Source organism: Ramlibacter paludis (assembly GCF_022012305.1).
Classification (GTDB): Bacteria; Pseudomonadota; Gammaproteobacteria; order Burkholderiales; family Burkholderiaceae_C; genus Ramlibacter; species Ramlibacter paludis.
In genome coordinates this window covers 48,551-72,321 of record NZ_JAKLTM010000004.1, presented here as the reverse complement: position 1 = coordinate 72,321, position 23,771 = coordinate 48,551, and the positions used below count along the sequence as shown (strand labels likewise).

25 protein-coding genes are annotated in these 23,771 nt (G+C 70.3%); 22 read left to right on the top strand and 3 right to left on the bottom strand.

The annotated features are described in order from the left end of the window. Nucleotides 1-4: 4 nt before the first annotated feature. The 15 genes from LZ009_RS13885 (at nucleotide 5) to LZ009_RS13815 (ending at nucleotide 10,803) form a co-directional block, all read left to right on the top strand. A complete protein-coding gene (locus LZ009_RS13885; protein ID WP_275698543.1) occupies nucleotides 5-526 on the top strand; it encodes a GNAT family N-acetyltransferase in 522 nt (173 codons plus the stop codon). Continuing rightward, entirely contained in the window at nucleotides 523-1,374 is an 852-nt protein-coding gene (locus LZ009_RS13880; protein ID WP_275698542.1) for a lytic transglycosylase domain-containing protein, read from the top strand. Before LZ009_RS13885 ends, LZ009_RS13880 begins: the two co-directional genes overlap by 4 nt. Beyond that, entirely contained in the window at nucleotides 1,371-2,528 is a 1,158-nt protein-coding gene (locus tag LZ009_RS13875; protein ID WP_275698541.1) for a GGDEF domain-containing protein, read from the top strand. The genes LZ009_RS13880 and LZ009_RS13875 overlap by 4 nt, the downstream gene beginning before the upstream one ends. 5 nt (nucleotides 2,529-2,533) lie before the next feature. Then, nucleotides 2,534-4,894 carry a DNA topoisomerase IV subunit A gene (parC, locus tag LZ009_RS13870; protein ID WP_275698540.1) on the top strand — a complete coding sequence of 787 codons (2,361 nt, stop codon included), beginning with the start codon at nucleotides 2,534-2,536 and terminating at the stop codon, nucleotides 4,892-4,894. A 9-nt stretch (nucleotides 4,895-4,903) separates the two neighbouring features. Continuing rightward, nucleotides 4,904-5,626 (top strand): SEL1-like repeat protein, encoded by a 723-nt coding sequence (locus LZ009_RS13865; RefSeq protein ID WP_275698539.1) that lies wholly within the window; start codon nucleotides 4,904-4,906, stop codon nucleotides 5,624-5,626. 69 nt (nucleotides 5,627-5,695) lie between these two features. Then, nucleotides 5,696-6,088, top strand: a complete 393-nt coding sequence (locus LZ009_RS13860; RefSeq protein WP_275698538.1) for a GFA family protein — start codon at nucleotides 5,696-5,698, stop codon at nucleotides 6,086-6,088. Nucleotides 6,089-6,118: 30 nt separating this feature from the next. After that, nucleotides 6,119-6,619, top strand: a complete 501-nt coding sequence (locus tag LZ009_RS13855) for a GNAT family N-acetyltransferase (RefSeq protein ID WP_275698537.1) — start codon at nucleotides 6,119-6,121, stop codon at nucleotides 6,617-6,619. 10 nt (nucleotides 6,620-6,629) lie between these two features. After that, nucleotides 6,630-7,223 (top strand): peptidylprolyl isomerase, encoded by a 594-nt coding sequence (locus LZ009_RS13850; protein ID WP_275698536.1) that lies wholly within the window; start codon nucleotides 6,630-6,632, stop codon nucleotides 7,221-7,223. 101 nt (nucleotides 7,224-7,324) lie between these two features. After that, the gene (locus LZ009_RS13845; protein ID WP_275698535.1) at nucleotides 7,325-7,729 is read left to right on the top strand and encodes a hypothetical protein; all 405 of its coding nucleotides are present in this window, start codon (nucleotides 7,325-7,327) and stop codon (nucleotides 7,727-7,729) included. 234 nt (nucleotides 7,730-7,963) lie between these two features. Beyond that, nucleotides 7,964-8,512, top strand: coding sequence for a DUF2087 domain-containing protein (locus LZ009_RS13840; RefSeq protein ID WP_275698534.1), 549 nt, complete (start codon nucleotides 7,964-7,966; stop codon nucleotides 8,510-8,512). Beyond that, nucleotides 8,512-9,102, top strand: a complete 591-nt coding sequence (locus LZ009_RS13835) for a GNAT family N-acetyltransferase (protein ID WP_275699139.1) — start codon at nucleotides 8,512-8,514, stop codon at nucleotides 9,100-9,102. The genes LZ009_RS13840 and LZ009_RS13835 overlap by 1 nt, the downstream gene beginning before the upstream one ends. 23 nt (nucleotides 9,103-9,125) lie before the next feature. Beyond that, nucleotides 9,126-9,539, top strand: coding sequence for a hypothetical protein (locus LZ009_RS13830; RefSeq protein WP_275698533.1), 414 nt, complete (start codon nucleotides 9,126-9,128; stop codon nucleotides 9,537-9,539). Nucleotides 9,540-9,551: 12 nt separating this feature from the next. Beyond that, nucleotides 9,552-10,124, top strand: coding sequence for a cysteine hydrolase family protein (locus LZ009_RS13825; RefSeq protein ID WP_275698532.1), 573 nt, complete (start codon nucleotides 9,552-9,554; stop codon nucleotides 10,122-10,124). A 2-nt stretch (nucleotides 10,125-10,126) separates the two neighbouring features. Continuing rightward, nucleotides 10,127-10,444: a quaternary ammonium compound efflux SMR transporter SugE gene (sugE, locus tag LZ009_RS13820; RefSeq protein ID WP_275698531.1), complete on the top strand. Its 318-nt coding sequence runs from the start codon at nucleotides 10,127-10,129 to the stop codon at nucleotides 10,442-10,444. After that, nucleotides 10,441-10,803, top strand: a complete 363-nt coding sequence (locus LZ009_RS13815; protein WP_275698530.1) for a hypothetical protein — start codon at nucleotides 10,441-10,443, stop codon at nucleotides 10,801-10,803. The genes sugE and LZ009_RS13815 overlap by 4 nt, the downstream gene beginning before the upstream one ends. Here the strand turns inward: LZ009_RS13815 and LZ009_RS13810 are convergent. Genes LZ009_RS13810 through LZ009_RS13800 form a run of 3 tightly spaced genes read right to left on the bottom strand, consistent with a single transcriptional unit; the run spans nucleotide 10,773 to nucleotide 17,017 of the window. Further along, entirely contained in the window at nucleotides 10,773-15,071 is a 4,299-nt protein-coding gene (locus tag LZ009_RS13810) for an Lhr family helicase (RefSeq protein ID WP_275698529.1), read from the bottom strand. The two genes, LZ009_RS13815 and LZ009_RS13810, sit on opposite strands and share 31 nt — an antisense overlap. 60 nt (nucleotides 15,072-15,131) lie before the next feature. Further along, nucleotides 15,132-16,283, bottom strand: a complete 1,152-nt coding sequence (locus LZ009_RS13805; protein WP_275698528.1) for a mandelate racemase/muconate lactonizing enzyme family protein — start codon at nucleotides 16,281-16,283, stop codon at nucleotides 15,132-15,134. Next, on the bottom strand, nucleotides 16,280-17,017 hold the full coding sequence (locus tag LZ009_RS13800) for a GntR family transcriptional regulator (protein WP_275698527.1): 738 nt from the start codon (nucleotides 17,015-17,017) through the stop codon (nucleotides 16,280-16,282). The genes LZ009_RS13805 and LZ009_RS13800 overlap by 4 nt, the downstream gene beginning before the upstream one ends. Nucleotides 17,018-17,089: 72 nt before the next feature. On the opposite strand from LZ009_RS13800, the gene LZ009_RS13795 reads away from it, so the two are divergent. From LZ009_RS13795 to LZ009_RS13765, 7 genes are all read left to right on the top strand, one after another. Continuing rightward, the gene (locus tag LZ009_RS13795) at nucleotides 17,090-17,908 is read left to right on the top strand and encodes an ABC transporter permease (RefSeq protein ID WP_275698526.1); all 819 of its coding nucleotides are present in this window, start codon (nucleotides 17,090-17,092) and stop codon (nucleotides 17,906-17,908) included. Next, a complete protein-coding gene (locus LZ009_RS13790; protein WP_275698525.1) occupies nucleotides 17,905-18,711 on the top strand; it encodes an ABC transporter ATP-binding protein in 807 nt (268 codons plus the stop codon). The genes LZ009_RS13795 and LZ009_RS13790 overlap by 4 nt, the downstream gene beginning before the upstream one ends. A 32-nt stretch (nucleotides 18,712-18,743) precedes the next feature. Continuing rightward, nucleotides 18,744-19,742 carry an ABC transporter substrate-binding protein gene (locus LZ009_RS13785; RefSeq protein WP_275698524.1) on the top strand — a complete coding sequence of 333 codons (999 nt, stop codon included), beginning with the start codon at nucleotides 18,744-18,746 and terminating at the stop codon, nucleotides 19,740-19,742. Next, on the top strand, nucleotides 19,739-21,352 hold the full coding sequence (locus LZ009_RS13780) for a GMC family oxidoreductase (protein WP_275698523.1): 1,614 nt from the start codon (nucleotides 19,739-19,741) through the stop codon (nucleotides 21,350-21,352). Before LZ009_RS13785 ends, LZ009_RS13780 begins: the two co-directional genes overlap by 4 nt. A gap of 64 nt (nucleotides 21,353-21,416) precedes the next feature. Beyond that, nucleotides 21,417-22,274: an amino acid ABC transporter substrate-binding protein gene (locus tag LZ009_RS13775; protein ID WP_275698522.1), complete on the top strand. Its 858-nt coding sequence runs from the start codon at nucleotides 21,417-21,419 to the stop codon at nucleotides 22,272-22,274. A 266-nt stretch (nucleotides 22,275-22,540) separates the two neighbouring features. Continuing rightward, a complete protein-coding gene (locus LZ009_RS13770; protein ID WP_275698521.1) occupies nucleotides 22,541-22,951 on the top strand; it encodes a GreA/GreB family elongation factor in 411 nt (136 codons plus the stop codon). Continuing rightward, nucleotides 22,948-23,769, top strand: coding sequence for a universal stress protein (locus LZ009_RS13765; protein WP_275698520.1), 822 nt, complete (start codon nucleotides 22,948-22,950; stop codon nucleotides 23,767-23,769). Before LZ009_RS13770 ends, LZ009_RS13765 begins: the two co-directional genes overlap by 4 nt. Nucleotides 23,770-23,771 lie beyond the last annotated feature (2 nt).

Here is a 23,771-nt window from a genome sequence, read left to right as displayed (position 1 = left end):
CGCCATGAGCACGCGCGTCCGCCTGCGCCCCACCATGCAAAGCGACCTGGACTTCGTCCTGTCGCTGGAGCAGGACCCGGACAACCTGCCTTTCATCACACCCTGGGAGCGCACGCAGCACGAGGCGGCAATCCGCTTCCCGGACTTTCGCCACTTCATCGTGGAGGCCGGTCCCGAGCTGGAGTCGGCCGGCTTCGTCATCCTGATCGGCTGCCGCAGCCAGAACCAGTCGCTGGAACTGAAGCGCATGGTGGTGGGCGCCAAGGGCCAGGGCACGGGCCGCGCGACGCTGCGGGTGGTGAAGAAGGTGGCCTTCGACGACCTGGGCGCGCACCGGCTCTGGCTGGACGTGAAGAAGCGCAACGCGCGCGCGCAGGCCTTGTACGCCGGCGAAGGCTTCGTCGTGGAAGGCGAGCTGCGCGAGGCCGTGCGCGTGGCCGGGGGCTTCGAGACGCTGGTCGTGATGTCGATGCTGCAATCCGAATTCGCGCAGCGCCGCGGCGACTTCCTGGAGCTGCGCGCGTGAAGCGGCTCGCCGCGCTGTCCCTGGCCACCGCGCTCGCGCTCGGTGCCGCTGCTGCGCGCGCCGAGGTCTGGGGCTACGTCGATGAGAAGGGCGTGGCGCACTTCGCCGCCGAGAAGGTCGACGAGCGCTACGAGCTCTTCTTCCGCGGCGGCGAGAGCTTCGACACCGCCGGCGGCGTGCACACGCAGACGCCGCGCGCCGTGGCGGTGCCGACCGCGCCGGCCAAGCTGCTCGCCTTCTTCGACATCTCGCCCGGCTACAAGGTGGTGAAGCACCACCTGCGCGCCGCCTCGGTGGAACAGGGCATCGACATCGAACTGCTGCAGGCGTTGATCGCCACCGAAAGCGGCTTCGATTCCGGCGCCGTCTCGCCCAAGGGCGCGGTCGGCCTGATGCAGGTGATGCCCGCCACGGCGCAACGCTACGGCGTGACCGGCGACCTGAAGCAGCCGGTGGAAAAGAAGCTGGCCGACCCGCGCACCAACGTGCGCGTTGGTGCGCGCTACCTGGCCGACCTCTTGAAGATGTTCCCCGGCCAGCTCGAGCTGGCGCTGGCGGCCTACAACGCGGGCGAGGGCGCCGTGCAGCGCGCCGGCAACCGCATTCCCAATTACCGCGAAACCCAGAACTACGTGAAGACGGTGATGCAGCTGTACACCTTGCTCAAGCCGCCGGCGATGGGCCCCTCGAGCCGCGTGCCGAATCGCGTGCGCATGGAAATGCCCGGGCACCGCGATCCCGGATCGCCGGAGCAGTTTCCCGGCGTGCCCCTGGGTGGCGCGCGCGGCCGCGGCAACCTGCCCGCCGCGACGATGCCGGCCGCAGCCGATCCCATCGCCGCCCAATGACGGACCGCCTGGACCCCGACCAGCTCTGGCTGGGCGCCTGCGTTGGCGCGCAACTGCTCCTGGTGTTGATCTGCGTGATCCAGGCGAACGCCTACCGGGAACGCCCCTTGATCCTGCACGCGGCCGCCACCCTGATGGGGGTGCTGACGGTGGAGACGATGATCGGCAACTACGCCGTGCAGCCGCGCGCGGTCGTCCTGCTGGTACCGGCGCTGGCCGGCCTGCAGTTCCTGGACCTGGTGAGCCATGCCGGCGGGCTGCGCAAGGCGCGGCGCTGGCTGGTGGGCATCAGCGCGGTGGCGATGCCGCTGCTGGCCGGCGCCGCCTTGTGGAGCGCCTGGTTCTCGATCGCCGGCATGGTGCTGTGGGCGCTGATCGTGGTGATGGTGCTGGCGCGCGCATGGCGCCAGAGCCAGCCCTGGATCATCTGGCTGCTGCCGGCGCTGATCGCATTGCTGCTGGCCGCGGCCAGCGTGATCTGGGCCAATGGCGCGCCCAGCCTCGACGATGCCGTGCGGCTCAGCGCGTTGCTCACGGCGTGGAGCGCCTGCATCTACATGGGCACCGTCTGGCGCGGCCGCATCCAGGGCGTGACGCGCGCCCGCGTGAACGCCATGAACACGGTCGATCCCCTCACCGGCCTGGCGACGCCCCTGGTGCTGACGCAGCGCGTGCAGGCCGCCCGCCACCTCACCAAGCGCTACGGGCATCCGAGCGTGCTGATGGTGGTGCACATCGAGAACCTGGGCGCCATCGGCGCCGAGTTCGGTCCGGAGGCTGCCGAGTCCGCGGTGCTGGTGGCCGCGAACCGGGTGCGCGAGGCGCTGCTGCGCGAAGGCGACGTGGCCGCGCGCCTGACGCACGCGCGCATCGGCGTGCTGGCCGAAGGCGCGGCGCCCGGCGAGGCGGCGGCCAGCGTCGCCACCCGCATCCTGGTTGCGGGCCTCAAGGAGCCGCTGCCGGCCGCGCCCGCCGAGTACCTGCGCTTTCGCATCGTGCTGGCCGCCGTGCCGGTGGACGACACTTCACCCAAGCAATTGCTGCATAGACTGAATGCCCGGCTCGACCAGGAAGTGCAGGGCGGCTCCGAGCGCCGCATTGCCACCGTGACGGCCGAAGAACTGCAGATCCGAACCGACTTCAATTCCCTGTAGACCCCATGGAGCAAGACCTCATCACCCTCGCCGGCAACGGCGGCGACGACGGCGCCCTCGACCTCGCCAGCTACGCCCAGCGCGCGTACCTCGAGTACGCGCTGAGCGTGGTCAAGGGCCGGGCGCTGCCCGACGTGGCGGACGGCCAGAAGCCGGTGCAGCGCCGCATCCTGTACTCGATGTACCGCATGGGCCTGGGCTTCGGCGCGGGCAACGCGGGCGCCAAGCCGGTGAAGAGCGCGCGCGTGGTCGGCGACGTGCTGGGCCGCTTCCACCCGCACGGCGACCAGGCGGCCTACGACGCGCTGGTGCGCATGGCGCAGGACTTCGCGCAGCGCTATCCGCTGATCGACGGGCAGGGCAACTTCGGCAGCCGCGACGGCGACGGTGCCGCGGCCATGCGCTACACGGAAGCGCGCCTCGCCAAGATCGCCAACCTGCTGATGGACGAGATCGACGAAGGCACGGTCGAATTCATCCTCAACTACGACGGCAGCACGCAGGAGCCGCTGGTGCTGCCCGCGCGCCTGCCGTTCACGTTGTTGAACGGCGCGAGCGGCATCGCCGTGGGCCTGGCCACCGAGATCCCCTCGCACAACCTGCGCGAAGTGGCCGAGGCCTGCGTCGCGCTGGTGAAGAACCCCAAGCTCTCCGACGAGGACCTCTTCACCCTGGTGCCCGGTCCCGACTATCCGGGCGGCGGCCAGTTGATCAGCACGGCGAGCGACATCGCCGACGCCTACCGCAGCGGCCGCGGCTCGCTGAAGGTGCGCGCGCGCTGGAAGATCGAGGAACTGGCGCGCGGCCAGTGGCAGCTGGTGGTGAACGAGCTGCCGCCGGGCGTGAGCACGCAGAAGGTGCTGGAGGAGATCGAGGAACTCACCAACCCCAAGGTGAAGACCGGCAAGAAGGCGCTGTCGCAGGACCAGGTGCTGATGAAGCAGACCGTGCTGGCGGTGCTGGACGCGGTGCGCGACGAGTCGAGCAAGGACGCGCCGGTGCGGCTGGTGTTCGAGCCGAAGACGAGCCGCATCGACCAGGCGGAACTGACCACCACGCTGCTGGCGCACACCAGCCTGGAAACCTCGGCGCCGATCAACCTGACCATGGTGGGCCTGGACGGCAAGCCGGTGCAGAAGTCGCTGCGCCAGATGCTGGTGGAGTGGATCGAGTTCCGGCAGCGCACCATCGAACGCAGGTCGCGGCACCGCCTGGACAAGGTGCTGGACCGCATCCACATCCTCGAGGGCCGGCAGCTGGTGCTGCTGAACATCGACGAGGTGATCCGGATCATCCGCAACGCCGACGAGCCGAAGCCGGCGCTGATGGAGCGCTTCAAGCTCAGCGAGCGGCAGGCCGAGGACATCCTGGAAATCCGGCTGCGCCAATTGGCGCGGCTGGAAGCGATCAAGATCGAGCAGGAGCTGAAGGAACTGCGCGGCGAACAGGCCAAGCTGGAAGAGATCCTCGGCTCGCCCGCGGCGCTGAAGCGGCTGATGATCAAGGAGATCGAGGCCGACACCAAGACCTTCGGCGATGCGCGGCGCACGCTGATCCAGGCCGAGAAGAAGGCCGTGGCCGAAGTGAAGGTGGTCGACGAGCCGGTGACGGTGGTGGTGTCGCAGAAGGGCTGGGTGCGCGCGCGCCAGGGCCACGGCCACGACGCCTCGACCTTCGCCTTCAAGGCCGGCGACGGCCTGTACGGCACTTTCGAATGCCGCACGGTCGACACCTTGCTGGCCTTCGGCAGCAACGGCCGCGTCTATTCCGTGCCGGTGGCGGTGCTGCCCGGCGCGCGGGGCGACGGCCAGCCGCTCACCACTTTCGTCGAACTGGATTCGGGGACGCAGCTGGTGCACTACTTCGCGGGCGCGGGCAACGTGTTCCTGCTGATGTCGAACTCCGGTGGCTATGGATTCGTGGCGCAGGTGGAGAACATGGTGTCGCGGCAGAAGGGCGGCAAGTCCTTCCTGAACCTGGGCGAGGGCGAGACGGTGTGCCGGCCTTCGCTGGTCGGCGTGCCGCCGGTCGCCGGCGCTCCTGCCGAGGGCGGCGCGGCGTTCGCTACGCATGTGTGCTGTGCGTCCACAGGCAAGCGGATCCTGACCTTCGAAATCAAGGAATTGAAGCCGATGGTCAATGGTGGCCGCGGGCTGATGCTGATGGACCTGGAGCCGAAGGAAGAACTCGCCGGCGCTGCTGCGTACACGCGATCCGTGAGGATCACCGGGTTGGGGCGTGGGGACAAGGAGCGCGAGGAAGTGCTGGAGATCCGGTCGCTGAACAACGCGAAGGGCAGTCGCGGGCGCAAGGGGAAGGTGGCGGACCTGGGGTTCAAGCCGCTGGCGGTCGTGCGTGTCGAATAAGGGGGGATCGTGCGCATGACCTTCTTGTCGGCACGCAGGTACGCGCTGGTCGCAACAGCTGTCGCTGTGCTGGCTGCCTGTGCGTCGAGACAGGACCTGCGCGAAGGTTCCGGCCGAATGGGCGGCTTCACGGATGAATTGATCCAGCCGGGGCTTTATGCCATCCGAGCGGTGGGCAACCTTCCGTTCATCAGTGCGCACACCACCTGGGAGCGCCGCGCGAACCAGCTGTGCGGCAAGGGGCAGCACGTGCCGATCGAGTTGGGCGGCCGCCGGCAGGCCAATGCTCCATTCGTGGCGTACGTTCAGCGCGGCACGGTGCTGTCGTTGCCGACAGCGACGGAGTACGTTGAAGGCTACGTCCTCTGCAAGGCTTCGCCGCTGCAGCCTGCCGAGGCCGTGCGCTACGTCGAAGCGCTGCCCGCCCTGCGCCAGCAGCAGCTCACGGCGCGCCTGGAGTCCGACCTCGAAGCGCTGGGCGGCGGCGACTGCGACACGCCGCCAGCCCGCGATGCTGCGGAGACTTTCTATCGCCGCGGCAAGGTACTGCTGGCCCTGGCGCGTTATGGCCAGGCCCATGGCTGCCTCATGAAGTCCGTCGCCACCGGCCCCTCGGCGGCGACCTACGTCGACGCCTGCGCGGCCCTGGGCGAAATGCATGAACGGGGATGGGGCGTCCCGGCCGACCGGGAGGCGGCCCGGCAGTGGTTCGTGCGCGCCGGTCTGCTATGACTGGACCGCGGCCCGACCGTTGCGGCCCTTTGCCGTCTCGCCTGTTCCTGGGGCGCATCCGGAGGAGCCATGATCGAAGGTAACTGTCATTGCGGGTCCGTGCGCTGGCAATTCCAGGGCATACCGGAGTCAGCCACTGCATGCAACTGCACGGCCTGCCGCCGCTACGGCGCGCTCTGGGCCTACGACCATGAAGGCGAAGGCATTCAAGTGTCCGGCCCTGCAACGGCGTACGTGCGCGGCCAGTCGCTCGGATTCCATTTCTGCCCGCAGTGCGGCTGCGTGGCCTACTGGCGTTCGCTCGAGCCTGGCGCGGACGGCCGGCGCCGGATCGCCGTCAACCTGCGCCTCGCGACGGACCCGCAAGCCATCGCCCACCTTCCCATCGATCACTTCGACGGACTCGACCAGTGGGAAGATCTCCCGCGCGACGGACGATGCATCCGCGACCTCTGGTTCTGAGGCGGCAACTACCCGGATTGGGAGGCAAGTATGAGCGCGGTTCCCCTGCTCTTCGACGCCCTGACCCTGCGCGACCTCGATGCGCTCGAGGCCTTGCTGCGCAACGAAGCCGTGTACGAGCACATCGGCGGCGTCCCGAGCTCCGAGCTGTTCCGCCTGCGCATGACGCGAGCCCTGGCCGGCCCGCCCGCCGCCCGCGGCAATGATCGTTGGCTCAACTTCGCCGTCCGCGATACCGCTTCGGGCGAGTTACTGGGTCGCCTGGAAGCGACGGTGCATGACGGCCTGGCCGAAGTGGCTTTCCTGATCGGGCCCGCACATTGGGGCCGCGGCGTGGCCACGCAAGGCCTCCTCTGGATGCACGGCCAGTTGGCCGGCCTGCCGCTGTGGGGCACGACCGTTCCCGCCAACACTCGCAGCCAGGCCCTGATGCTGCGCTGTGGCTACCGGCCGGTGCCGCCGGAGACGGCGCCCAACTTGTATTCCTACGACCCCGGCGACCTGGTTTTCACGCGCGACGCCGGAAGCTAACATCGCGGCCATGCACCGCCGCCACCTGCTTGCCCTGCTTGCCGCGCTCGCCGGCGCCGACGGCGCCTTGCCCCAGGGCGCCGCGCCCGTGCGCACCCGCGTCACCACCGAGCTGGGCTCTTTCGTCATCGAAGTGCGGCCCGACGTTGCCCCGGTCACGGTGGCGAACTACCTGGCTTACGTCGACGGCGGCCATCTCGATGGCAGCAGCGTCTACCGCCTGGTCAACCTGGGCAACCAGGCGCCGGACACGCCGCACAAGATCGAGGTCGTGCAGTGGGGCATGAACCAGCCGGAGGACAAGCCTTATCCCTTCCCGCCGATCCGACACGAGACCACGCAGGAGACGGGGCTGCGGCACCGCGACGGCACGGTGTCGATGGCGCGCAGCACGCCGGGCTCGGCCGCGGCCGAATTCTTCATCTGCATCGGCGACCAGCCCGAGCTGGACTTCGGTGGCCGCCGCAATCCCGACGGCCAGGGCTTCGCGGCCTTCGGCCAGGTGGTGGAAGGGATGGACGTCGTGCGGGCCTTGCACGCACGGGCGGGGGAGAAGCAGTTCCTGGCGCAGCCCATTCCCGTGCGCACCGTGCGCAGGCTCTGAAAGCCACAGCCCCGGGACTTTTTCGAGCAAGCCGGCCGATGGCTGGCCTGCTCGCATCCGCGCAGTACCCGCGGGGCGCCAGGGTCTGTGAAACTCCCCGGATGAACAAACTCTCCATCGCCGCTCGACGTTCGTTCGCTTTCGCTGCAGCTGCCTTGTTGCTCGCAGCGCTGGCGGCCTGCGGTGGCCAGAGCGATCCCGACAAGTTTCCGGATCCCGGCCGCGTGGTGGTCCAGGCGCGGGACACGAGCGCTCGCCCCGTCGCTGGCGTACTCGCGGAGTTGCGCACGGCGGACCAGAGCCTGGTCTGGCGCAGCGGGACGACCGGCGCGGATGGAAGCGTGGAGATCGGGCTTGCCGACGGCGGGGTGATGCCGTCGGACTATGCGCTGACGCTGAAATTGCCGCCGGGTTACGGACTGGCGCCCGGACAGGCTGCCGTCACGCCAGTGTCGGTTCGTTCCAACCAGCTGACCTCCGTGCAGGTCACGTTGACGGCGCCTTGATGTGCGCGCCGGCCGCAGGCCCTGACCGCGGTTCGCGCTAAACTCCTCCTCGGTCGGCAGTTCACCCAGGCGTCGCCGCGCGGCTTGTCCGCGAGCTGAACCTGCCATGCAGTTCCGAGTTTCCCGGTTGCCATGTCCTCGCGGCAGCAGCCTGGGCCCGGCAAGTCGGCGACCCCCGGCATCGCGCGGCGCGCGGTGCGTCCCAGGCGGCTGTCCAGAGCAGGAGCCTTTGGCATGACCCGAGAAACCACTCCGCTGTTGCTGGCGGACCTGTCCCGATTTGCGCGCAACCTCGGCAAGGCGCTGGCCACGCGCCAGCACGAGCGGCCCGAGCCGCCCGGCCACGTCGAACTGCTGAATCTCGTCGCCCGCGCGGCCGGGTTCCGCAACCTGCAGGCGCTGAAGGCGGCACGGCCCGCGACCGTCCCATCGCATGTGGCCGTGCCGCTGTCGGACGGTGCGCGGCGCGCGCTGGCCCACTTCGATGCGCAGGGGCGGCTGGTGCGCTGGCCCACGAAGTTCAGCGTGCAAGGCATGGCGATGTGGGTGCTGTGGACGCGCTTCGACGCCAAGCGCGTCTACAGCGAGAGCGAAGTCAACACGATCCTCAAGGCGGCCAACGCCTTCGGCGACCACGTGACGCTGCGCCGCGAACTGGTGAAACACCGGCTGCTGGCGCGCAAGCCCGACTGCTCCGCCTACTGGAAGCTGCCCGCGCGGCCCGGCGACGAGGTACGCGCCTTGCTCACGGCCTGGCGGGCCCGCGCTGCAGCCGCTGCGTGATGGTGTTGCCGCCATTGCAGGATCTGCGCTTCGAAGTCGGGCCGGTCGATGACCTGCGCGAACATGCGGCGATCCGCAACGCCTTCGAAACCCGGCGCGTGTGCAAGGTGGCGGCCCAGGGAGGCGTCCTGTCCTTGACCGAGGAAGACCTCCCGCATGCCTTCGCCAAGGACTACGACCGCCTGGAAGATCCGCGGCAATGGCCGCGCTTGTTCGACACCTCGCGCTGGGCCTTGATTTCGGCTTGGCGCGGCGACACGCGCGTCGGCGGCGTCATCGTTGCGCGGGCGACCCCGGGCGTCGACATGCTCGAGGGACGCAGCGACCTCGCGGCGCTGTGGGATCTGCGTGTGCGGGCGGGCGAGCGGCGCCAGGGAGTCGGCAGTCAGCTGTTCCGCCTCGCCGAGGCATGGGCCCGCGAGCAGCGCTGCACCGAGCTGAAAGTGGAAACGCAGGATACCAACCCCGCGGCGTGCGCGTTTTATAGTCGACAGGGATGCAGCCTGGCGCAGGCTCGGCAGGGCGCTTACCCGGAGCTGCCGGAGGAAGTGCAGCTGATCTGGCGCAAGCTGCTGGAAGAGACTCGTTGACGCATACTTTCATGGAGGAAGCCATGACCATCCCCAAGCTCGCACTCGCAGCTCTCGTCGCCATCCTGGCAGGCTGCGCCGCCGCCCCCAAGTCCTACATCGAAGGCGTGCCGCTCACGCAGGCCGACTTCAACCTCTACCCGGTGCGCGTCGTCTCCATCGACGGCGAGTTGTACTTCGATGCGCCGCGGGCCAGCGTGAGCGTGGCGCCCGGCGTGCACTCGATCGCGCTGGCCATCGCGCCCGGCCAGGGCGCGCGGGGTTCGACGCAGAAGACCTTCGCCTTCAAGGTGCTGCCCTGCATGCGCTACAACCTGGCGGGCCGCAGGGAAAATGCCATGAGCGCCGACTGGACGCTGGTCGTCGACCGGATGGAGCCGGTGTCGCCCTGCAACCCGGACGAGGAACTGAAGAACGCCGGCGTGATCGGGAAGTAAGGAGAACCAGACATGGCAACCGTGCGGGATGGCAGCCAGGGCGTGCTGCTGGTGGTGGACGTGCAGGTCGGGGTGGTGGCGCAGGCCTGGGACGCGCAGCGCGTCGTGGGGAATGTGGCGCGTAGCGTGGAGCGCGCCCGCGCGCAAGGCATTCCGGTGCTGTGGGTGCAGCATGGCGACGACGACCTGCCCGAAGGCAGTCCCCAGTGGGCCTGGGTGCCGCAACTGGTTCCGGCCGCGGGCGAGCCGCAGATCCGCAAGAAGTACAACTCCGCCTTCGAGCAGACGCCGCTGGATGACGAGCTGGCGCGGCTGGGCGCGACCCACATCACGCTCGCCGGTGCGGCCAGCAACTGGTGCATCCGCGCCACCGCCTACGGCGCGCTGGAGCGCGGCTACGACCTCACGCTGGTGCGCGATGCGCACACCACCGGCACCATGGAGCTCGAGGGCGGCAAGACCATCCCGGCATCCGCCATCGTCGACGAGCTGAACGTCGCCATGACCTGGCTCAGTTATCCCGGCCGCCGCAACGGCACCGCCCCCGCCGAAACGGTGGACTTCACCCGGCCGGGCGGAGAGTGACGATGGCGTGGCTGCTCCTGCTGGTGGCCGGCCTGATGGAAGTCGGCTGGGCCATCGGCCTCAAGTACACCGAAGGCTTCACGCGCTTCTGGCCCAGTGCGTTGACGCTCGCGGCGATGGTCGCCAGCGTCGTGATGCTGGGCATCGCGATGAAGTCCCTGCCCGTGGGCACCTCGTACGCCGTCTGGGTCGGCGTGGGGGCGGTGGGCACGGCGATCCTCGGCATCGTCCTGTTCAACGAGCCGGCCACGCTGGGACGCATCGCCAGCCTCGCCCTGATCCTGGCCGGCATCGTCGGCCTCAAACTCGCCACACCATGAGCCAAGACCGTTACGAAGGCCGGCCGCTGCTGCGCCTGCTGGATTGCTACATCCTCGACACCATCGGCGAGCTGCCGCCGGCGCAGCGCGAGACCCTGGAGAAGATCGAGCCCCAGCTGCAGGAGGCCTTCGGCAGCACGGGCGGCTGGCGCTCCATCGTGGAGGAGCAGATGGGCCTGCTGCCTTCGGTGGCGCTGGGCATGGAAACGCTCTGGGCCGCCTTCCAGCAGGACGAGGAGCGCCTGGGCAACCAAGCCAAGTCTTCCGACTTCGTGCGCGCGTTCGTCGACCAGAACTTCCCCGGCCTGCTCGACGACGAAGACGCCGATCAGGACAGCCCGGGCGGCGGCAGCACGTAGCTGGCCGGCTGCTGCCGGCGGATCAGCAGGTTCTTCACTTCCCACTGCACCGGCGCCTCCAGCGGCGCCAGGTAGCGGATGTCGCCGCCGCTTTGCACCGCGATCGGCACGCCGGCTTCGTACAGCAGCCGGTTGCCCGGCAGGCGCGGGACCTTGTCGCCCGGCGTGATGATGCCGGCCAGGTTCAGCGGATCGACCGCGGAGATCGCCACGCGCTCGCGGCCTTCGTCCCGCGCCGTGCTGCGCAGCGCCGCCGCGGCTTCCGGCAGCGCGAACTGCTCGCCCGAGAAGCCGCTGACGAAGCGGCCGCCGCGCACCTCGCCGCGTGCCTCCAGCCGGCGCAGCACGTAGTAGAGCTCGCGCCAGGGCGGCAGGCCGTCTTCGCGTTCCAGCAGCTTGCGGAACAGCACGCCGTAGCGGCGCAGCAGCACGCGGGCGATGTGTTCGACGTGTGGCGCGGCCAGTGCGCCCGGTGCCTCGGCCGGCGGGCGCGCGCGCCGCGTGAGCGCCCAGCGGCCCGCGTCCTCGATCGGATCGTGGCCGCGGCCCTTGCGCCGCAGCTTGTTGCGCTTGTCCGCGGGCATCACGAGCGTGCGCAGGCCGGCGAAGGTGTCGCAGGTGACCAGGCCATGCGCCACCAGTTCGGCCAGGCCCTGTTCCACCTGCGTGCCCAGCATGCGCCCGTCGTGCTCGAGGTCGGCGAAGAAGCTGGCACCGTGCGCGCGCAGGATTTCGAGCACGCGTTGCGCCGTGCCGGAGAGAACCGATTCATCGACGACGGCGGCGCCGGCGGCTTCCTGCCAATGCACCAGCGACTCGCGCTCGCACAGCAGCAGTGGCGTGCCGCGGATCGGACCCGACTTGCGCCCCGCCGCGTCGCCCGGCTCGGTGGGCCGCCACCACGAGATGCGGCCGACGGCGCAGAGCTTGTCCAGCATCGCCGGCGAGTAGTCGCCCACCCGCGCGGTGAGCAGGTCTTCTTCCCACGCGCCGGCGGGGGCGGCGTGGCCTTCCAGCTGGCGCAGCGCATCGGCCAGGCCCGGTTCGCCTTGCCGGCGGGCATCGTCGCCGTCGCTCGCGAGCTGGTGCCAGCGGAACAGGAAGCGCATGAACTGCGCCGGCGGCACGGGTTGGAACTCGGCCCGGCGCTTGTCGCGCGTGCCGCGGTGGATGCGCGCGAGCAGGCGGCGGTCGCACCATTCGGCCGCGCCGGGGGAAGTGAAGGCGCCGCGCATCACCGCGCCTTCGGCTTCCAGCGCGAAGAGAACGGGGAGGACCTCGTCCGCGCCCATGCCCAGGGGCGCGCCGAGGGCTTCGGGCGTGACGGGGCCGAGCAGGTCGAGGCGGCCGCGGAGGATTTCGCGGAGGGCGAGGTCCGGTTCGGGGTGGTCGGTCGAGGTCGGCGCGATTGGCGGTGAGAGGAGCGCGTCGGGGAAGAGCGCGAGGAATTCGTGCAGGCGTTCGGCAGCCACGTACATGGGTGCGGTGGCGCCCGGCGTGAAGCGCGTCAGGCGCCGATCGTGCGCGAGCGCCAGCGCGAACTCGTGCTGCGGCGCTTCATCCAAAGTGAGAAAGCCATGCACCACCAACGCGTCGTGAAGTTCGTCCGCATCGCGGATGTCCGGCTTCGCGTCCTCGCAGACCTGCGCGATCACCTGCGGGTCGAGCCGGCCCACGTCCTGCGCGGTCTGCAGCTCGGTCCAGGGCCGCATGCTGACGGCCTTGGTGCGGCGTTCTTCGGCGGCGCCGTCGTCGAGGAAGGCATAGGGCCGCGCATTCAGGATGGCGTAGGCCAGTGGCGAGGGCGAGCTCATCTCGCGCACCGTGACGGCCACTTCGCCCGAGGCGATGCGTTCCAGCAAACGGATGAAGCCGTCGGCGTCCATCACCTCGTGCAGGCAGTCGTGCAGGGTCTGGTTGACCAGCGGGTGGTCCGGGATCTCGCGCTCGCCGACCAGGTTCTCGCCGCAGGCCACCTGGTCGGGGAACACCACGGTCAGCAGGTCTTCGGCGTCGGAGCGCTGGAACTGCGGCGGCACCTTGCGCCCGCCGTTCATGCGCCGCACCGCCAGCGAAGCGGTGGCGATCCAGCGCCAGCGCGTGCCGAACATGGGCGCGTCCAGCAGCGCCTGCACCAGCAGGTCGCGCGCGCCTGCGGGCTTGAGGTAATGCTGCACTTCCTCCAGCGGGAAGCTGTGCGTCGGCCCCAGCGACAGCACGATGCTGTCTTCCAGCGCGCTCGCCTGCAGCTCGAAGTTGAACTTGCGGCACATGCGCTTGCGCAGCGCCAGCCCCCAGGCGCGGTTGATGCGCGAGCCGTAGGGCGAGTGGATCACCAGGTGCGTGTCGCCGACCTGGTCGAAGAAGCGCTCGAAGACGATCTGCTGCTGCGTGGGCAGCACGCCCAGCGCCGCCTTCGAGGCAGCCAGGTACAGCGCGAGCTGCTGTGCCGCCGCGGCGGGCAGGTGCAGCTCGTCGCGCAGCCAGCGCTCGCAGGCCGGCACGCCGTCCGCGAGCAGCGCGTCCGCGGTCGCGACGACGCGCGACACCGCATCGCACAGTTCGTCGGTCCGGCCCAGGCTCTCGCCGAGCCAGAACGGCATGGTGGGCGGCAGGCCCTTCGCGTCCTCGACCAGCACCTTGCCGGTCTCCACCTTGGCGATCCGGTAGGACGCGTTGCCCAACTGGAAGATGTCGCCGGGCAGGCTCTCGAAGGCGAAGTCCTCGTTGAGCGTCCCGACGCGATGGCCTTCGGGCTGCAGCACCACCTCGTAATCGAACTGGTCGGGGATCACGCCGGCATTCGTCACGGCGGCGAGCCGCGCGCCGCGTCGGGCGCGGATCACGCGGTTGACGGCGTCGTAGTGCAGGAAGGCGCCGCGCCGGCCGCGGCGGGTGGCGAAGCCGTCGGCCAGCATCTGCACGACCTGCTCGAACTCGCGCAACTCCAGGTCGCGATAGGGCTGCGCGCGCCGCAAGGTGTCGAAGAGGGCATCGAGCGGCCATTCGCGGCAAGCCGTCTCGGCCACGATGTGCTGCGCGAGCGCGTCGATCGGCTTGGCGGGGACGCGGATGCGATCGAGCTCGCCGCGCTGCACCGCGTCCAGCAAGGCAGTGCATTCGAGCAGGTCGTCGAGCGTCAGCGGAAACAGGCGGCCCTTGGGAATGGCGCCGATCGCGTGGCCGGCGCGGCCCACGCGCTGCAGGAAGGCGTTGATCGCGCGCGGCGAGCCGAGCTGGCAGACCAGGTCGATGTCGCCGATGTCGATGCCCAGCTCCAGCGAACTGGTCGCCACCAGGGCCTTCAGTTCGCCTTGCTTCAGCCGCTGCTCGGCCTGCAAGCGATGCTCACGCGCCAGGCTGCCATGGTGCGCGGTGACGTGCTCTTCGCCCAGGCGTTCGGCCAGGTGGCGCGTCACGCGCTCGGCGATGCGGCGCTGGTTGACGAAGATCAGCGTGGTGCGGTGCTCGCAGATCAGCTCGGCGAGCCGGTCGTACATCTCGGCCCACACTTCGGTGGGCATCACCGCGCCCAGCGGGGAGCGCGGCATCTCCAGCGCCAGGTCGCGCTCGCGGATGTGGCCGGCGTCGATGATCGCCACCTCGTCCTGGCGCTGGCCGACCAGGAAGCGGGCCATCTCCTCCAGCGGCTTGACGGTGGCGGACAGGCCGATGCGCACCGGCGGCTGCGCGCACAGCGCCTCCAGCCGCTCCAGCGACAGCATCAGGTGCGCGCCGCGCTTGCCGCCCGCCACCGCATGCAGCTCGTCGACGATCACGCTCTTCACCGACTTCAGCATCGCGCGGCCCGACTCGGAACTGAGCAGGATGTAGAGCGATTCCGGCGTGGTCACCAGGATGTGCGGCGGCTTGCGGCGCATGCGCTCGCGCTCGGCCTGCGGCGTGTCGCCGGTGCGCACGGCGGAGCGCATGCCGATGTCGGGCAAGCCGCGCGCCGCCAGTTCCGCCGCGATGCCTTCCAGCGGTTCCTGCAGGTTCTTGCGGATGTCGTTCGACAGCGCCTTCAGGGGCGACACGTAGAGGACGTGCACTTCGTCGGACAGGCCTTGCGCCAATCCTTCACGCACCAGGTCGTCGATGGCGGCGAGGAAGGCGGCGAGGGTCTTGCCGGAGCCGGTGGGGGCGGCGATCAGCGCGTGGCGGCGCTGCGAGGTGACGGCCCACGCCTGCGCCTGCGCCTCGGTGGGGCCGCCGAAGCGGCCCTGCAGCCAGGCGGCAACGGCGGGGTGGAAGGGGAGCTGGGGCACCCCCGCATTTTCGGCGCTTCGGGGTGTCCTGGCCCGGGACGGGGAATGGCGGGGAAAGCCTCAGCAGCCGCGCGCCGCGACCTCCGCCAGCTCCCGCAGGTCCGGCGTGACGCCGATCCCGGGCTCCTCGCCCAGACTGCAGACGCCGTCCTCCACCACCCGCAGGCGTCCCATCAGCTCCGTGCGCAGCGGGTTCGGGTTGGCGTCGACTTCCAGCACGCCGTCGCCGCCGGCGGCCGCCAGCAGGTGGGCGGAGGCCAGCAGGCCGATCCCGCCGCCGAGGTAGTGCGGGCAATAGCGCAGGCCGTGGCCCAGCGCCAGGCCCGCGACGGGCCAGCAGCCGGACACGCCGCCCCATTTCGCCAGGTCCGGCTGCAGCACGGCCAGCGTGCCCGAGCCGACCGCGGCCTCGAAGCCCTGCTGGCCCATCACGTTTTCGCCGGCCGCCAGCGGCATCGTGGTCGCGCGCGCGAGCCGCTGCCATTCGCTCCACGGCCGGTCGGCGCGCAGCGGTTCCTCCAGCCATTCGAGGCCGAACTCGGCCAGCGGGCCGGCCATGGCGCGCGCCTCTTCCAGCGTCCAGGCCTGGTTGGCGTCCACCATCAGTGGCGTGGCCGGGCCGATCAGGTCGCGCACCGCGCGCAGGTTCGCGACGTCGCGCTCGGCGCCGAAGCCCACCTTCAGCTTGAAGGCGCGATAGCCGTCGGCGCGGCGGGCTGCCACCACGTCCTGCGGCCGGTCCGGATTGATCCCGCTGGCGTACACCGGCACCCGGTCGCGGCGTCCCCCGAGGTAGCGCCACAGCGGCTGGCCGGCGCGGCGCGCGCTCAGGTCCCACAGCGCCTGGTCGATGCCGGCGATCACCTGCGCCATCGGGCCGGGTTCGCCGGACTGGATCGCCAGCACCGCGGTCTGCGCGCTGAGCCACGCGAAGGCCTGTTGCGGGCTGTCGAAGCCGCGGCTGGTGGCCAGCGGCGCCAGCACCGTCTGCAGCAGGCGGGCGCGATGCTCGGCGCCGCAGGACGGGAAGTTGCACCAGATCTCGCCCCAGCCGACGGCGCCGTCGGCGTCCTCGGCGCGCACGAAGACGGCGGGCCGGTCGTGCATGGTGCCGAACGAGGTGCGCACCGGGGTGGCGATGGGGCAGCGGAAGGTGAAGGCTTCGATGCGGGCCGGGCGCAGCGGCGCGGCGGGCAAGGGGGCGAGGGTCACGGTTGGAGGTCCATTTCGAGTCGGATGGCGTCGCCGCGGTAGGTGACGTCGGCCAGGTAGATCACGGTGCCGGCGGCGTCCTTGAAGATGCGGCGCACCTCGGCCACCGGCGCGTTCATCGGCAGCTGCAGCAGGCCGGCAACCTCCATGTCGGCGCTGGCGATGGTCAGCACCTGGTGCGCCGCGGCGATGCGCAGGCCCTTCATGTTCTTCAGCAGCGGGATCACCGTCTTGCTGCGGAAGGCGGCCGGCGACTTGCGGAAGATGCGCTCGTCCAGCCAGATGCTGATGACGCAGTACGGGCGGCCGTCGCGCGAGTGCACGCGGCGCATGAAGGTGTAGCCGGGCGCGGGCGTGCCTTCGCCCGCGGCCAGCGGCGGCGATCCGACCGATTCGTCGATGTTGACGATCTTGGGCTGGGTGTCCTCGTAGACCCGCGCGAGCTCGTCGAGCGTGGTCACCACGTTGATGATGCGGTCGCGGCTGGGCGCGCCGGTGACGAAGGTGCCGCGGCCCTGCTGCGGCGACACCAGGCCTTCGCGCGCGAGCACGTCGATCGCCTGCCGCACGGTGACGCGCGCCACGCCGAACTCGCCCATCAGGACTTCCAGCGAGGGCAGGCGGTGCTCGTGCGGCCAGGTGCCGCGCGCGATGCGCTGGCGCATCAGGTCGGCCAGCTGCACGTAGCGCGGCACCGCGCTTTCGGCGAAGCGGGTGGAGGCGGCGGCCGGCATGGCTAGGGAAAGAACCGAGGGGAGGGCACGGCGCAAATGGTACTATGTATAGAACGTTAGGACAACCGGTTGATGACTCCCGCTGCTTCCGCTCCCGCCCGCACGGCCGCGCCGCCGGCGCCGCCCCGCGCGCGCCGCTTCCTGGGCCAGGTGGCCCTGGTGCTCGCGCCGTGGCTGCTGATCCTGGTGCTCTGGTACGCCGTGCGCGCCAGCGGCCTGATCAATCCGGCGCTGGTGCCGGCCCCGCATGCCGTGTTCGCCAAGTTCCTCGTGCTGGCGCAAGGCCGGCTGCCCGCCGACCTGTGGATGTCGACGCAGCGCGTGTTCCTCGGCGTCACGCTGGGCGTGGTGCTGGCCGTGCCGGTCGGCTTCTGCCTGGGCTGGTACAAGGGCCTGCGCACCTTCATCGACCCGGTCATCAACTTCTTCCGCGCGCTGCCGCCGATCGCCCTGATCCCGCTGGTGATCGTGTACTTCGGCATCGGCGAAGCAGCCAAGACGGTGATCCTGTTCTACGCGTCCTTCTTCGCCGGCGTGATCGTCATGTACGAGGGCATCGCGCAGATCAGCCCGATCTTCATCAAGGTGGCGCGCACCCTGGGCGCGAGCGACTTCGAGATCTTCCGCAAGGTGATCATTCCCCTGACCATCCCGCACATCCTCACCGCGGTGCGGGTTGCGCTGGGCGTGGCCTGGGCGACGCTGGTCGCCTCCGAGCTGATCGCCGCGCAGCAGGGCCTGGGCGCGCTGATCCAGGACGCCTCCGCCTTCTTCCAGCTCGACACCATCTACGTCGGCATCATCTGCATCGGCTTCATCGCGCTGGCGATGGACCTGGTGCTGCGCGCGGCGACCCGCCGCCTGGTCGCATGGCAGGACCGCATCGCATGAATTCCACGCGCATCACCTTCGACCGCGTCTCGGTCGACTTCCCGACCGACCACGGCCCCATGCGCGTGCTGGACGACGTCTCCTTCGAGATCGCCAACGGCGAGTTCGTCTCCATCATCGGCCCCTCGGGCTGCGGCAAGACCACGCTGATGAACATCGTGGGCGGCTTCGTGCAGCCGACCTCGGGCCGCGTGCTGCTCGATGGCAAGCCGGTGCAAGGGCCCGGCCCCGACCGCGGCGTGATCTTCCAGGAGTACGGCGTCTTCCCCTGGCTCACCGTGCGCCAGAACATCGCGTTCGGCCTCAAGCTCTCGGCCAGCAAGGTGCCGGCGGGCGAGCGCGACGCGGTGGTGGCCCGCTACATGAAGCTGATGGGCCTGGCCGACTTCGCCAACCACTTCCCCAAGCACCTCTCCGGCGGCATGCGCCAGCGCCTGGCGATCGCGCGCGCCTACGCGGTGCGCCCCGAATTCCTGCTGATGGACGAGCCCTTCGGCGCGCTCGACGCGCAAACCCGCTCGGCGATGCAGGACCTGCTGCTGGAGGTGCTGCAGACCGAGGGCAAGACGGTGATGCTGATCACGCACTCGGTGGAAGAGGCGATCTACCTCTCGTCGCGCATCGTCGTCGTCACCGCGCGGCCGGCACGCATCCGCACCATCATCGACGTGCCCTTCGGCTACCCGCGCGCCGAGAACGTGCACGAGGACCCGCGCTTCGGCGAGCTGCGCGCGCACATCCGCGACCTGGTGATGCAGGAATACGCGGCGCAGGCACGGCAGGCCGTGCGCCTTTCGGATTGAGCCCACCCACGATTTCACACAAGGAGACAGGCATGGCCCTTCAACGCAGGCAAGTCATTCGCGCGGCCGCCGCCGCATCGCTGGGCGCCGCCGCGCTGCCCGTGTTCGCGCAGGCGCGCACCAAGGTCAAGGTCGGCTACCTGCACACGCCGGCGGTGGACGGCCACATCTTCATCGGCCAGCAGACCGGCGCCTTCGCCAAGCAAGGGCTGGAGCTCGAGCTGGTGAAGTTCACCACCGGCCTGGAGCTGTTCCAGGCCATGATCGGCGGCAGCCTGGACATGCTGGCCACCGGCGCCGTGCTGTCGAACTTTCCGGCGCGCGGCCAGGGCAAGGCCTTCCTGATGAACAACATCGAGTACGCCACGGCGCAGCTGTGGGTGCGCGAGGATTCGGGTATCAAGACCCTGGCCGACCTCAAGGGCAAGCAGGTCTCCACCACCACCGGCACCACCGCGCACGTCTTCCTCGACCGCGCGCTGCGCCAGAACAGGGTCGACCCCAAGGACGTGCAGGTGGTCAACCAGCGCATGACGGAGGCCGTCAGCTCCTTCATCTCCGGCGCCGTGCCGGCGGTGGCGCTGTGGGTGCCCTTCGACTCGGTCATCAAGAAGCAGCTGCCCAACGCGCGCCGCCTGATCGACGCTTCCTCCTTCTTCCCCGAAGCGGCGATCATGGGCGGCTGGGCCGCGCGCAACGACTGGTACGACAAGAACCAGCCGGTGGTGAAGAAGCTGATCGCCGGCTGGGCCGAGGCCAACGCGCTGATCACCGGCAAGCCCGACGAGGCCGCCGAGATGCTGCAGAAGACGCAGTACACCGACGTGCCGCTGGCGGACTTCAAGGAGCAGTTCAAGGCCTCCAAGTACTACACCAACGCCGAATGGCGCCAGCGCTACCAGGACGGCACCGTCGCCAAGTGGCTGCAGCAGGTGACCGACTTCTTCGTCTCCACCGGCGGCATCCAGAACGCGGTGAAGGCCACCGAGTACTTCGACGCCAAGCCCTTCCTGGAGGTCGTGAAGGGATGACGCAAGGAGTCGGCGCCGGTTACGACTACATCATCGTCGGCGCCGGCTCGGCCGGCTGCGTGCTGGCCAATCGCCTGAGCGCCGACCCGGCCTGCCGGGTGCTGGTGCTGGAGGCGGGCGGGGAGGGCGGCAACTTCTGGCTGAAGCTGCCGATCGGCTACTTCCGCACCATCTACGACCCGCGCTTCTCCTGGCAATTCCCGCTGGAGCCGCAGGAGGCCACCGGCAACCGCGCGATCAGCTGGCCGCGCGGCAAGGTGCTGGGCGGCTCCAGCGCCATCAACGGCCTGCTCTACATCCGCGGCCAACATGCCGACTTCGACGACTGGGCCGCCGCCGGCGCCACCGGCTGGAGCTACCGCGAGGTGCTGCCTTTCTTCAAGAAGTCGGAGCGCTACCAGGGCGGCGAAAGCGAGTACCACGGCGCAAGCGGCGAGCTGTGCGTCTCGGACCTGCGCAACGACCATCCTTACTGCGACGCCTGGCTCGCCGCCGGGGTGGAAGCGGGCCATGGCCGCAATCCCGACTTCAACGGCGCGCGCACCGAGGGCCTGGGCGCCTACCAGCTCACGTTGCGCGGCCACTGGCGCTGCGACGCCAACCATGCCTTCCTGGCGCCGGTGCGGCCGCGGCCCAATCTCACCGTGAAGACCGGGGTGCACGTCACGCGCATCGTGGTCGAGAACGGCGTGGCCACCGGCGTCGAATGGCTGGCGGGCGGCCAGGTGCAGCGCGCGCGCGCCGACGCCGAAGTGCTGCTGGCCGCCGGCGCGCTGCAGTCGCCGCAGGTGCTGCAGCTCTCCGGCATCGGCCCCGCCGACCTGCTGCGCGGCCTGGGCCTGCCGGTGCACGCCGATGCGCCCGAGGTCGGCGCCAACCTGCAGGACCACTACCAGGCCCGCGTGATCGTCAAGCTGAAGCACCGCATGTCGCTCAACGACCAGGTGCGCAACCCGTTCGCACTGGCCGGCATGGGCGCGCGCTGGCTGCTGAAGCAAAGCGGCCCGCTGACCGTGGGGGCCGGCCAGGTCGGCGGCATGGTCTGCAGCGAACACGCGCAGGGGGGACGACCCGACGTGCTGTTCAACGTGATGCCGCTGTCGGTGGACAAGCCGGGCGACCCGCTGCATGCCTTCTCCGGCTTCTCGGCTTCGGCCACCCAGTGCCGGCCGCTGTCGCGCGGCACGGTGCAGGTGCGCTCGGCCGACCCGCTGGCGCCGCCGCGCATCGTCTCCAACTACCTCACCGACCCGCACGACGCGAAGGTGCTGGTCAGCGGGCTGAAGATGCTGCGCGAGATCTACCGCCAGCCGTCGTTCCGCGACCTGGTGGTCACCGGCGACGAGTACCTGCCGGGCGACGCCACGGTGAGCAACCATGCGCTGGAGCGTTTCGCCCGCGAGAAGGGCGGCACGGTGTTCCACGCCAGCGGCACCTGCCGCATGGGCGGCGACGCACGTTCCGTGGTGGATGCGCGGCTGAAGGTGCGCGGCGTCGAGCGGCTGCGCGTCATCGACGCGTCGGTGATGCCCGCCATGGTGTCGACCAACACCAATGCGGCGACCGTCATGATCGGCGAGAAGGGCGCGGCGCTGGTGCGGGAGGGCTGATTCCCGCGCCGCATGGGACTTTCGTCCAATTGGGGCGGTGCGGGCAAACCGCCACAGTCCCGGCATGAAGAGTCCGATCGCCCTGTTCGCCGCGCTGTGCCTCGCACCCGCGCTTGCCCTTGCCCAGCCCGCCACCGAGGGGCGGCTGAAGAAGATCCAGGACAGCAAGAGCATCACCGTGGCCTACCGGCCGGACGCGATCCCCTTCTCGTTCGAGGGCCCCGACAAGAAGCCGCTGGGCTATACCGTGGACCTGTGCCGCAGCGTCGTCGCGGTGATGGAGCGGCAGCTCGGCGCGCCGCTGGAAGTGAAGTGGATGCCGGTGACGGCACAGACGCGCTTCAATGCGGTCGCCAGCGGCCACGCCGACATGGAATGCGGCGCCAGCACCGTGACGCTGGGCCGCATGAAGGAAGTCGACTTCTCGTCGCTGGTCTTCCTGGACGGCGCCGGCGTGCTGGTGCGGCGCACGACGCCCGGCTTCTCGCTGGCCTCGCTGGCCGACCAGAAGATCGGCGTGATGCCCGGCACCACCAGTGAAAGGGCGCTGGGCGAGGCCTTGCGCGGCCTGGCCATGAAGGCGACGGTGGTGAGTGTGCCCGATCGCGAGCAGGGCCTGGCGCAGCTGGAGGGCGGCGCGATCGACGCCTTCGTCAGCGACCGCCTGCTGCTCCTGGGCATGGTGAGCCAGTCCAAGGACCCGAAGGCGCTGGCCTTGCTGGCCGACCCGATCTCCTACGAACCCTATGCCATCGTGCTGCCGCGCGGCGACTGGGCGCTGCGGCAGGCGGTGAATGCGGCGCTGGCGCAGGTGTACCGCACCAAGGCCCTGGAGGAGATCTACATGCGCTACTTCTCCGGCCTCGGGCAGCCCGGGCCGTTGCTGGACATGGTGTACGGGCTGGGGCGCTTGCCGGAGTAGCCATTCTGGCAAGGACCGCAAGGGCATTGCCCCGCTCGCGCGCGATTGCGCCTAGACTGGCCGCGTGAACACCTCGTTCCTCTCCTGCAATTGCCAGCCGCGCCTGCGCGGCCAGTGGCCGCGATCGCCCGCACTTCCCTGAGCCCGGCGATTCACCCTTCTCCCTCTTCGCGCAAACCATGAATCGCCGGGCCTGAAGCCCGCGCATTTCCGTGCGTCCGCCCGTTCCGCTGCGGCGCGCGGCTTCGCCTTGCGAAGGAGTTTTCATGGAAGCCCTCACCTCCGTCGAGCGCACGCTCACCCGCCTGGACCACGTCCGCATCCAGCGCCTGCTGGCGCAAGCCACCGGCGCCATCGCCGCCGAATTGCGCGAACTGCTGGACGCCGCTGACCCGGTCGAATCCCAGGCCGTGTCGCCCACCGTGGTGACGATGAACACGCGCGTGCTGCTGGAAGACAGCAGCGGCGGCGATCCCGCCTGCCTCACGCTTTGCTATCCGGCCGACGTCGATCCGGCGCGCGGCCATGTCTCGGTGCTGTCGCCGGTCGGCGCCGCCTTGCTCGGCGTGCGGCTCGGCGAACTGGCGCGCTGGCGCACCCCGGACGGCCGGGAGCAGGCCGCGCGCGTGCTGGGCGTGCTGTTCCAGCCCGAAGCCAGCGGGGACTACACCACATGAGCGCCGAATTCCTGCCCCTGGGTGAAGTGGTGGCCCTGGTCGATGCCGGCGCGGCCGGCGCCAATGCGGCCTGGCGCGCCGCGCTGGTGGCGCGCGACCATCGCACGGCCTTGCGTTTCCTGCACACGCCCACCGATGCGGACGTGGTGGCGGCGCTGGCAGAGGAGATCGCCGCGCGCCTCGCGATCGAAGTTCGCTGCGAGGCGCTGGAGGGCGAGGTGCTGCCGGGCGTGCTGGCCGCGGCGCGCCGCGCCGGGCTGCTGGTGATGGGCGCGCGCCGCGGCAACCCCTTGCGCGACTTCATCTTCGGCACCCAGGCCGAGCGCGTGCTGCGCCTGTGCCGCGTGCCGGTGCTGGTCGTGAAGCGGCGCCCGGCCGCGGGTTACCGGCGCGTGCTGGTGCCGGTGGAGCTGGCGCCTGCCGCGGGTCGCGTGATCGCAGCGGCCGCGGCCTTCTCGCGCGATCCGGCCATGCAGGTGCTGCATGCGCTGCGGCTGGACCACGAAGCCACCATGCGCACCGCCGATGTGCCGGAGCACGTCGTGCGCTCCTTGCGGCGGCGCGCGACGGCACGGGCGCATTCGGTGCTGGAGGAAGCGATCGCGCGCGCCGGCGCCGCATGCAGCGCCTTGCCGGCGGTGTCCTTCGGCGATGCGGCCCGCGTGATCCTGGCGCGCGAGCGGGCCATGCGGGCGGAGCTGGTGGTGCTGGGCAAGCGCGGGCGTGGCTTGCTGGCGGACTTCCTGCTGGGGAGCGTCAGCCGCCGGGTACTGGCGGGGGCGGGCGGCGATGTGTTGCTGATGCCCGCCTCCGCCTGAGG

What these genes read in the sequence shown, in the direction of transcription:
- LZ009_RS13885 (WP_275698543.1), top strand. Translation starts at nt 5, where the DNA reads ATGAGCACGCGCGTCCGCCTGCGCCCCACCATGCAAAGCGACCTGGAC.
- LZ009_RS13875 (WP_275698541.1), top strand. Translation starts at nt 1,371, where the DNA reads ATGACGGACCGCCTGGACCCCGACCAGCTCTGGCTGGGCGCCTGCGTT.
- parC (WP_275698540.1), top strand. Translation starts at nt 2,534, where the DNA reads ATGGAGCAAGACCTCATCACCCTCGCCGGCAACGGCGGCGACGACGGC.
- LZ009_RS13860 (WP_275698538.1), top strand. Translation starts at nt 5,696, where the DNA reads ATGATCGAAGGTAACTGTCATTGCGGGTCCGTGCGCTGGCAATTCCAG.
- LZ009_RS13855 (WP_275698537.1), top strand. Translation starts at nt 6,119, where the DNA reads ATGAGCGCGGTTCCCCTGCTCTTCGACGCCCTGACCCTGCGCGACCTC.
- LZ009_RS13850 (WP_275698536.1), top strand. Translation starts at nt 6,630, where the DNA reads ATGCACCGCCGCCACCTGCTTGCCCTGCTTGCCGCGCTCGCCGGCGCC.
- LZ009_RS13845 (WP_275698535.1), top strand. Translation starts at nt 7,325, where the DNA reads ATGAACAAACTCTCCATCGCCGCTCGACGTTCGTTCGCTTTCGCTGCA.
- LZ009_RS13840 (WP_275698534.1), top strand. Translation starts at nt 7,964, where the DNA reads ATGACCCGAGAAACCACTCCGCTGTTGCTGGCGGACCTGTCCCGATTT.
- LZ009_RS13835 (WP_275699139.1), top strand. Translation starts at nt 8,512, where the DNA reads ATGGTGTTGCCGCCATTGCAGGATCTGCGCTTCGAAGTCGGGCCGGTC.
- LZ009_RS13830 (WP_275698533.1), top strand. Translation starts at nt 9,126, where the DNA reads ATGACCATCCCCAAGCTCGCACTCGCAGCTCTCGTCGCCATCCTGGCA.
- LZ009_RS13825 (WP_275698532.1), top strand. Translation starts at nt 9,552, where the DNA reads ATGGCAACCGTGCGGGATGGCAGCCAGGGCGTGCTGCTGGTGGTGGAC.
- sugE (WP_275698531.1), top strand. Translation starts at nt 10,127, where the DNA reads ATGGCGTGGCTGCTCCTGCTGGTGGCCGGCCTGATGGAAGTCGGCTGG.
- LZ009_RS13815 (WP_275698530.1), top strand. Translation starts at nt 10,441, where the DNA reads ATGAGCCAAGACCGTTACGAAGGCCGGCCGCTGCTGCGCCTGCTGGAT.
- LZ009_RS13800 (WP_275698527.1), bottom strand. Translation starts at nt 17,017, where the DNA reads ATGCCGGCCGCCGCCTCCACCCGCTTCGCCGAAAGCGCGGTGCCGCGC.
- LZ009_RS13795 (WP_275698526.1), top strand. Translation starts at nt 17,090, where the DNA reads ATGACTCCCGCTGCTTCCGCTCCCGCCCGCACGGCCGCGCCGCCGGCG.
- LZ009_RS13790 (WP_275698525.1), top strand. Translation starts at nt 17,905, where the DNA reads ATGAATTCCACGCGCATCACCTTCGACCGCGTCTCGGTCGACTTCCCG.
- LZ009_RS13785 (WP_275698524.1), top strand. Translation starts at nt 18,744, where the DNA reads ATGGCCCTTCAACGCAGGCAAGTCATTCGCGCGGCCGCCGCCGCATCG.
- LZ009_RS13780 (WP_275698523.1), top strand. Translation starts at nt 19,739, where the DNA reads ATGACGCAAGGAGTCGGCGCCGGTTACGACTACATCATCGTCGGCGCC.
- LZ009_RS13775 (WP_275698522.1), top strand. Translation starts at nt 21,417, where the DNA reads ATGAAGAGTCCGATCGCCCTGTTCGCCGCGCTGTGCCTCGCACCCGCG.
- LZ009_RS13770 (WP_275698521.1), top strand. Translation starts at nt 22,541, where the DNA reads ATGGAAGCCCTCACCTCCGTCGAGCGCACGCTCACCCGCCTGGACCAC.
- LZ009_RS13765 (WP_275698520.1), top strand. Translation starts at nt 22,948, where the DNA reads ATGAGCGCCGAATTCCTGCCCCTGGGTGAAGTGGTGGCCCTGGTCGAT.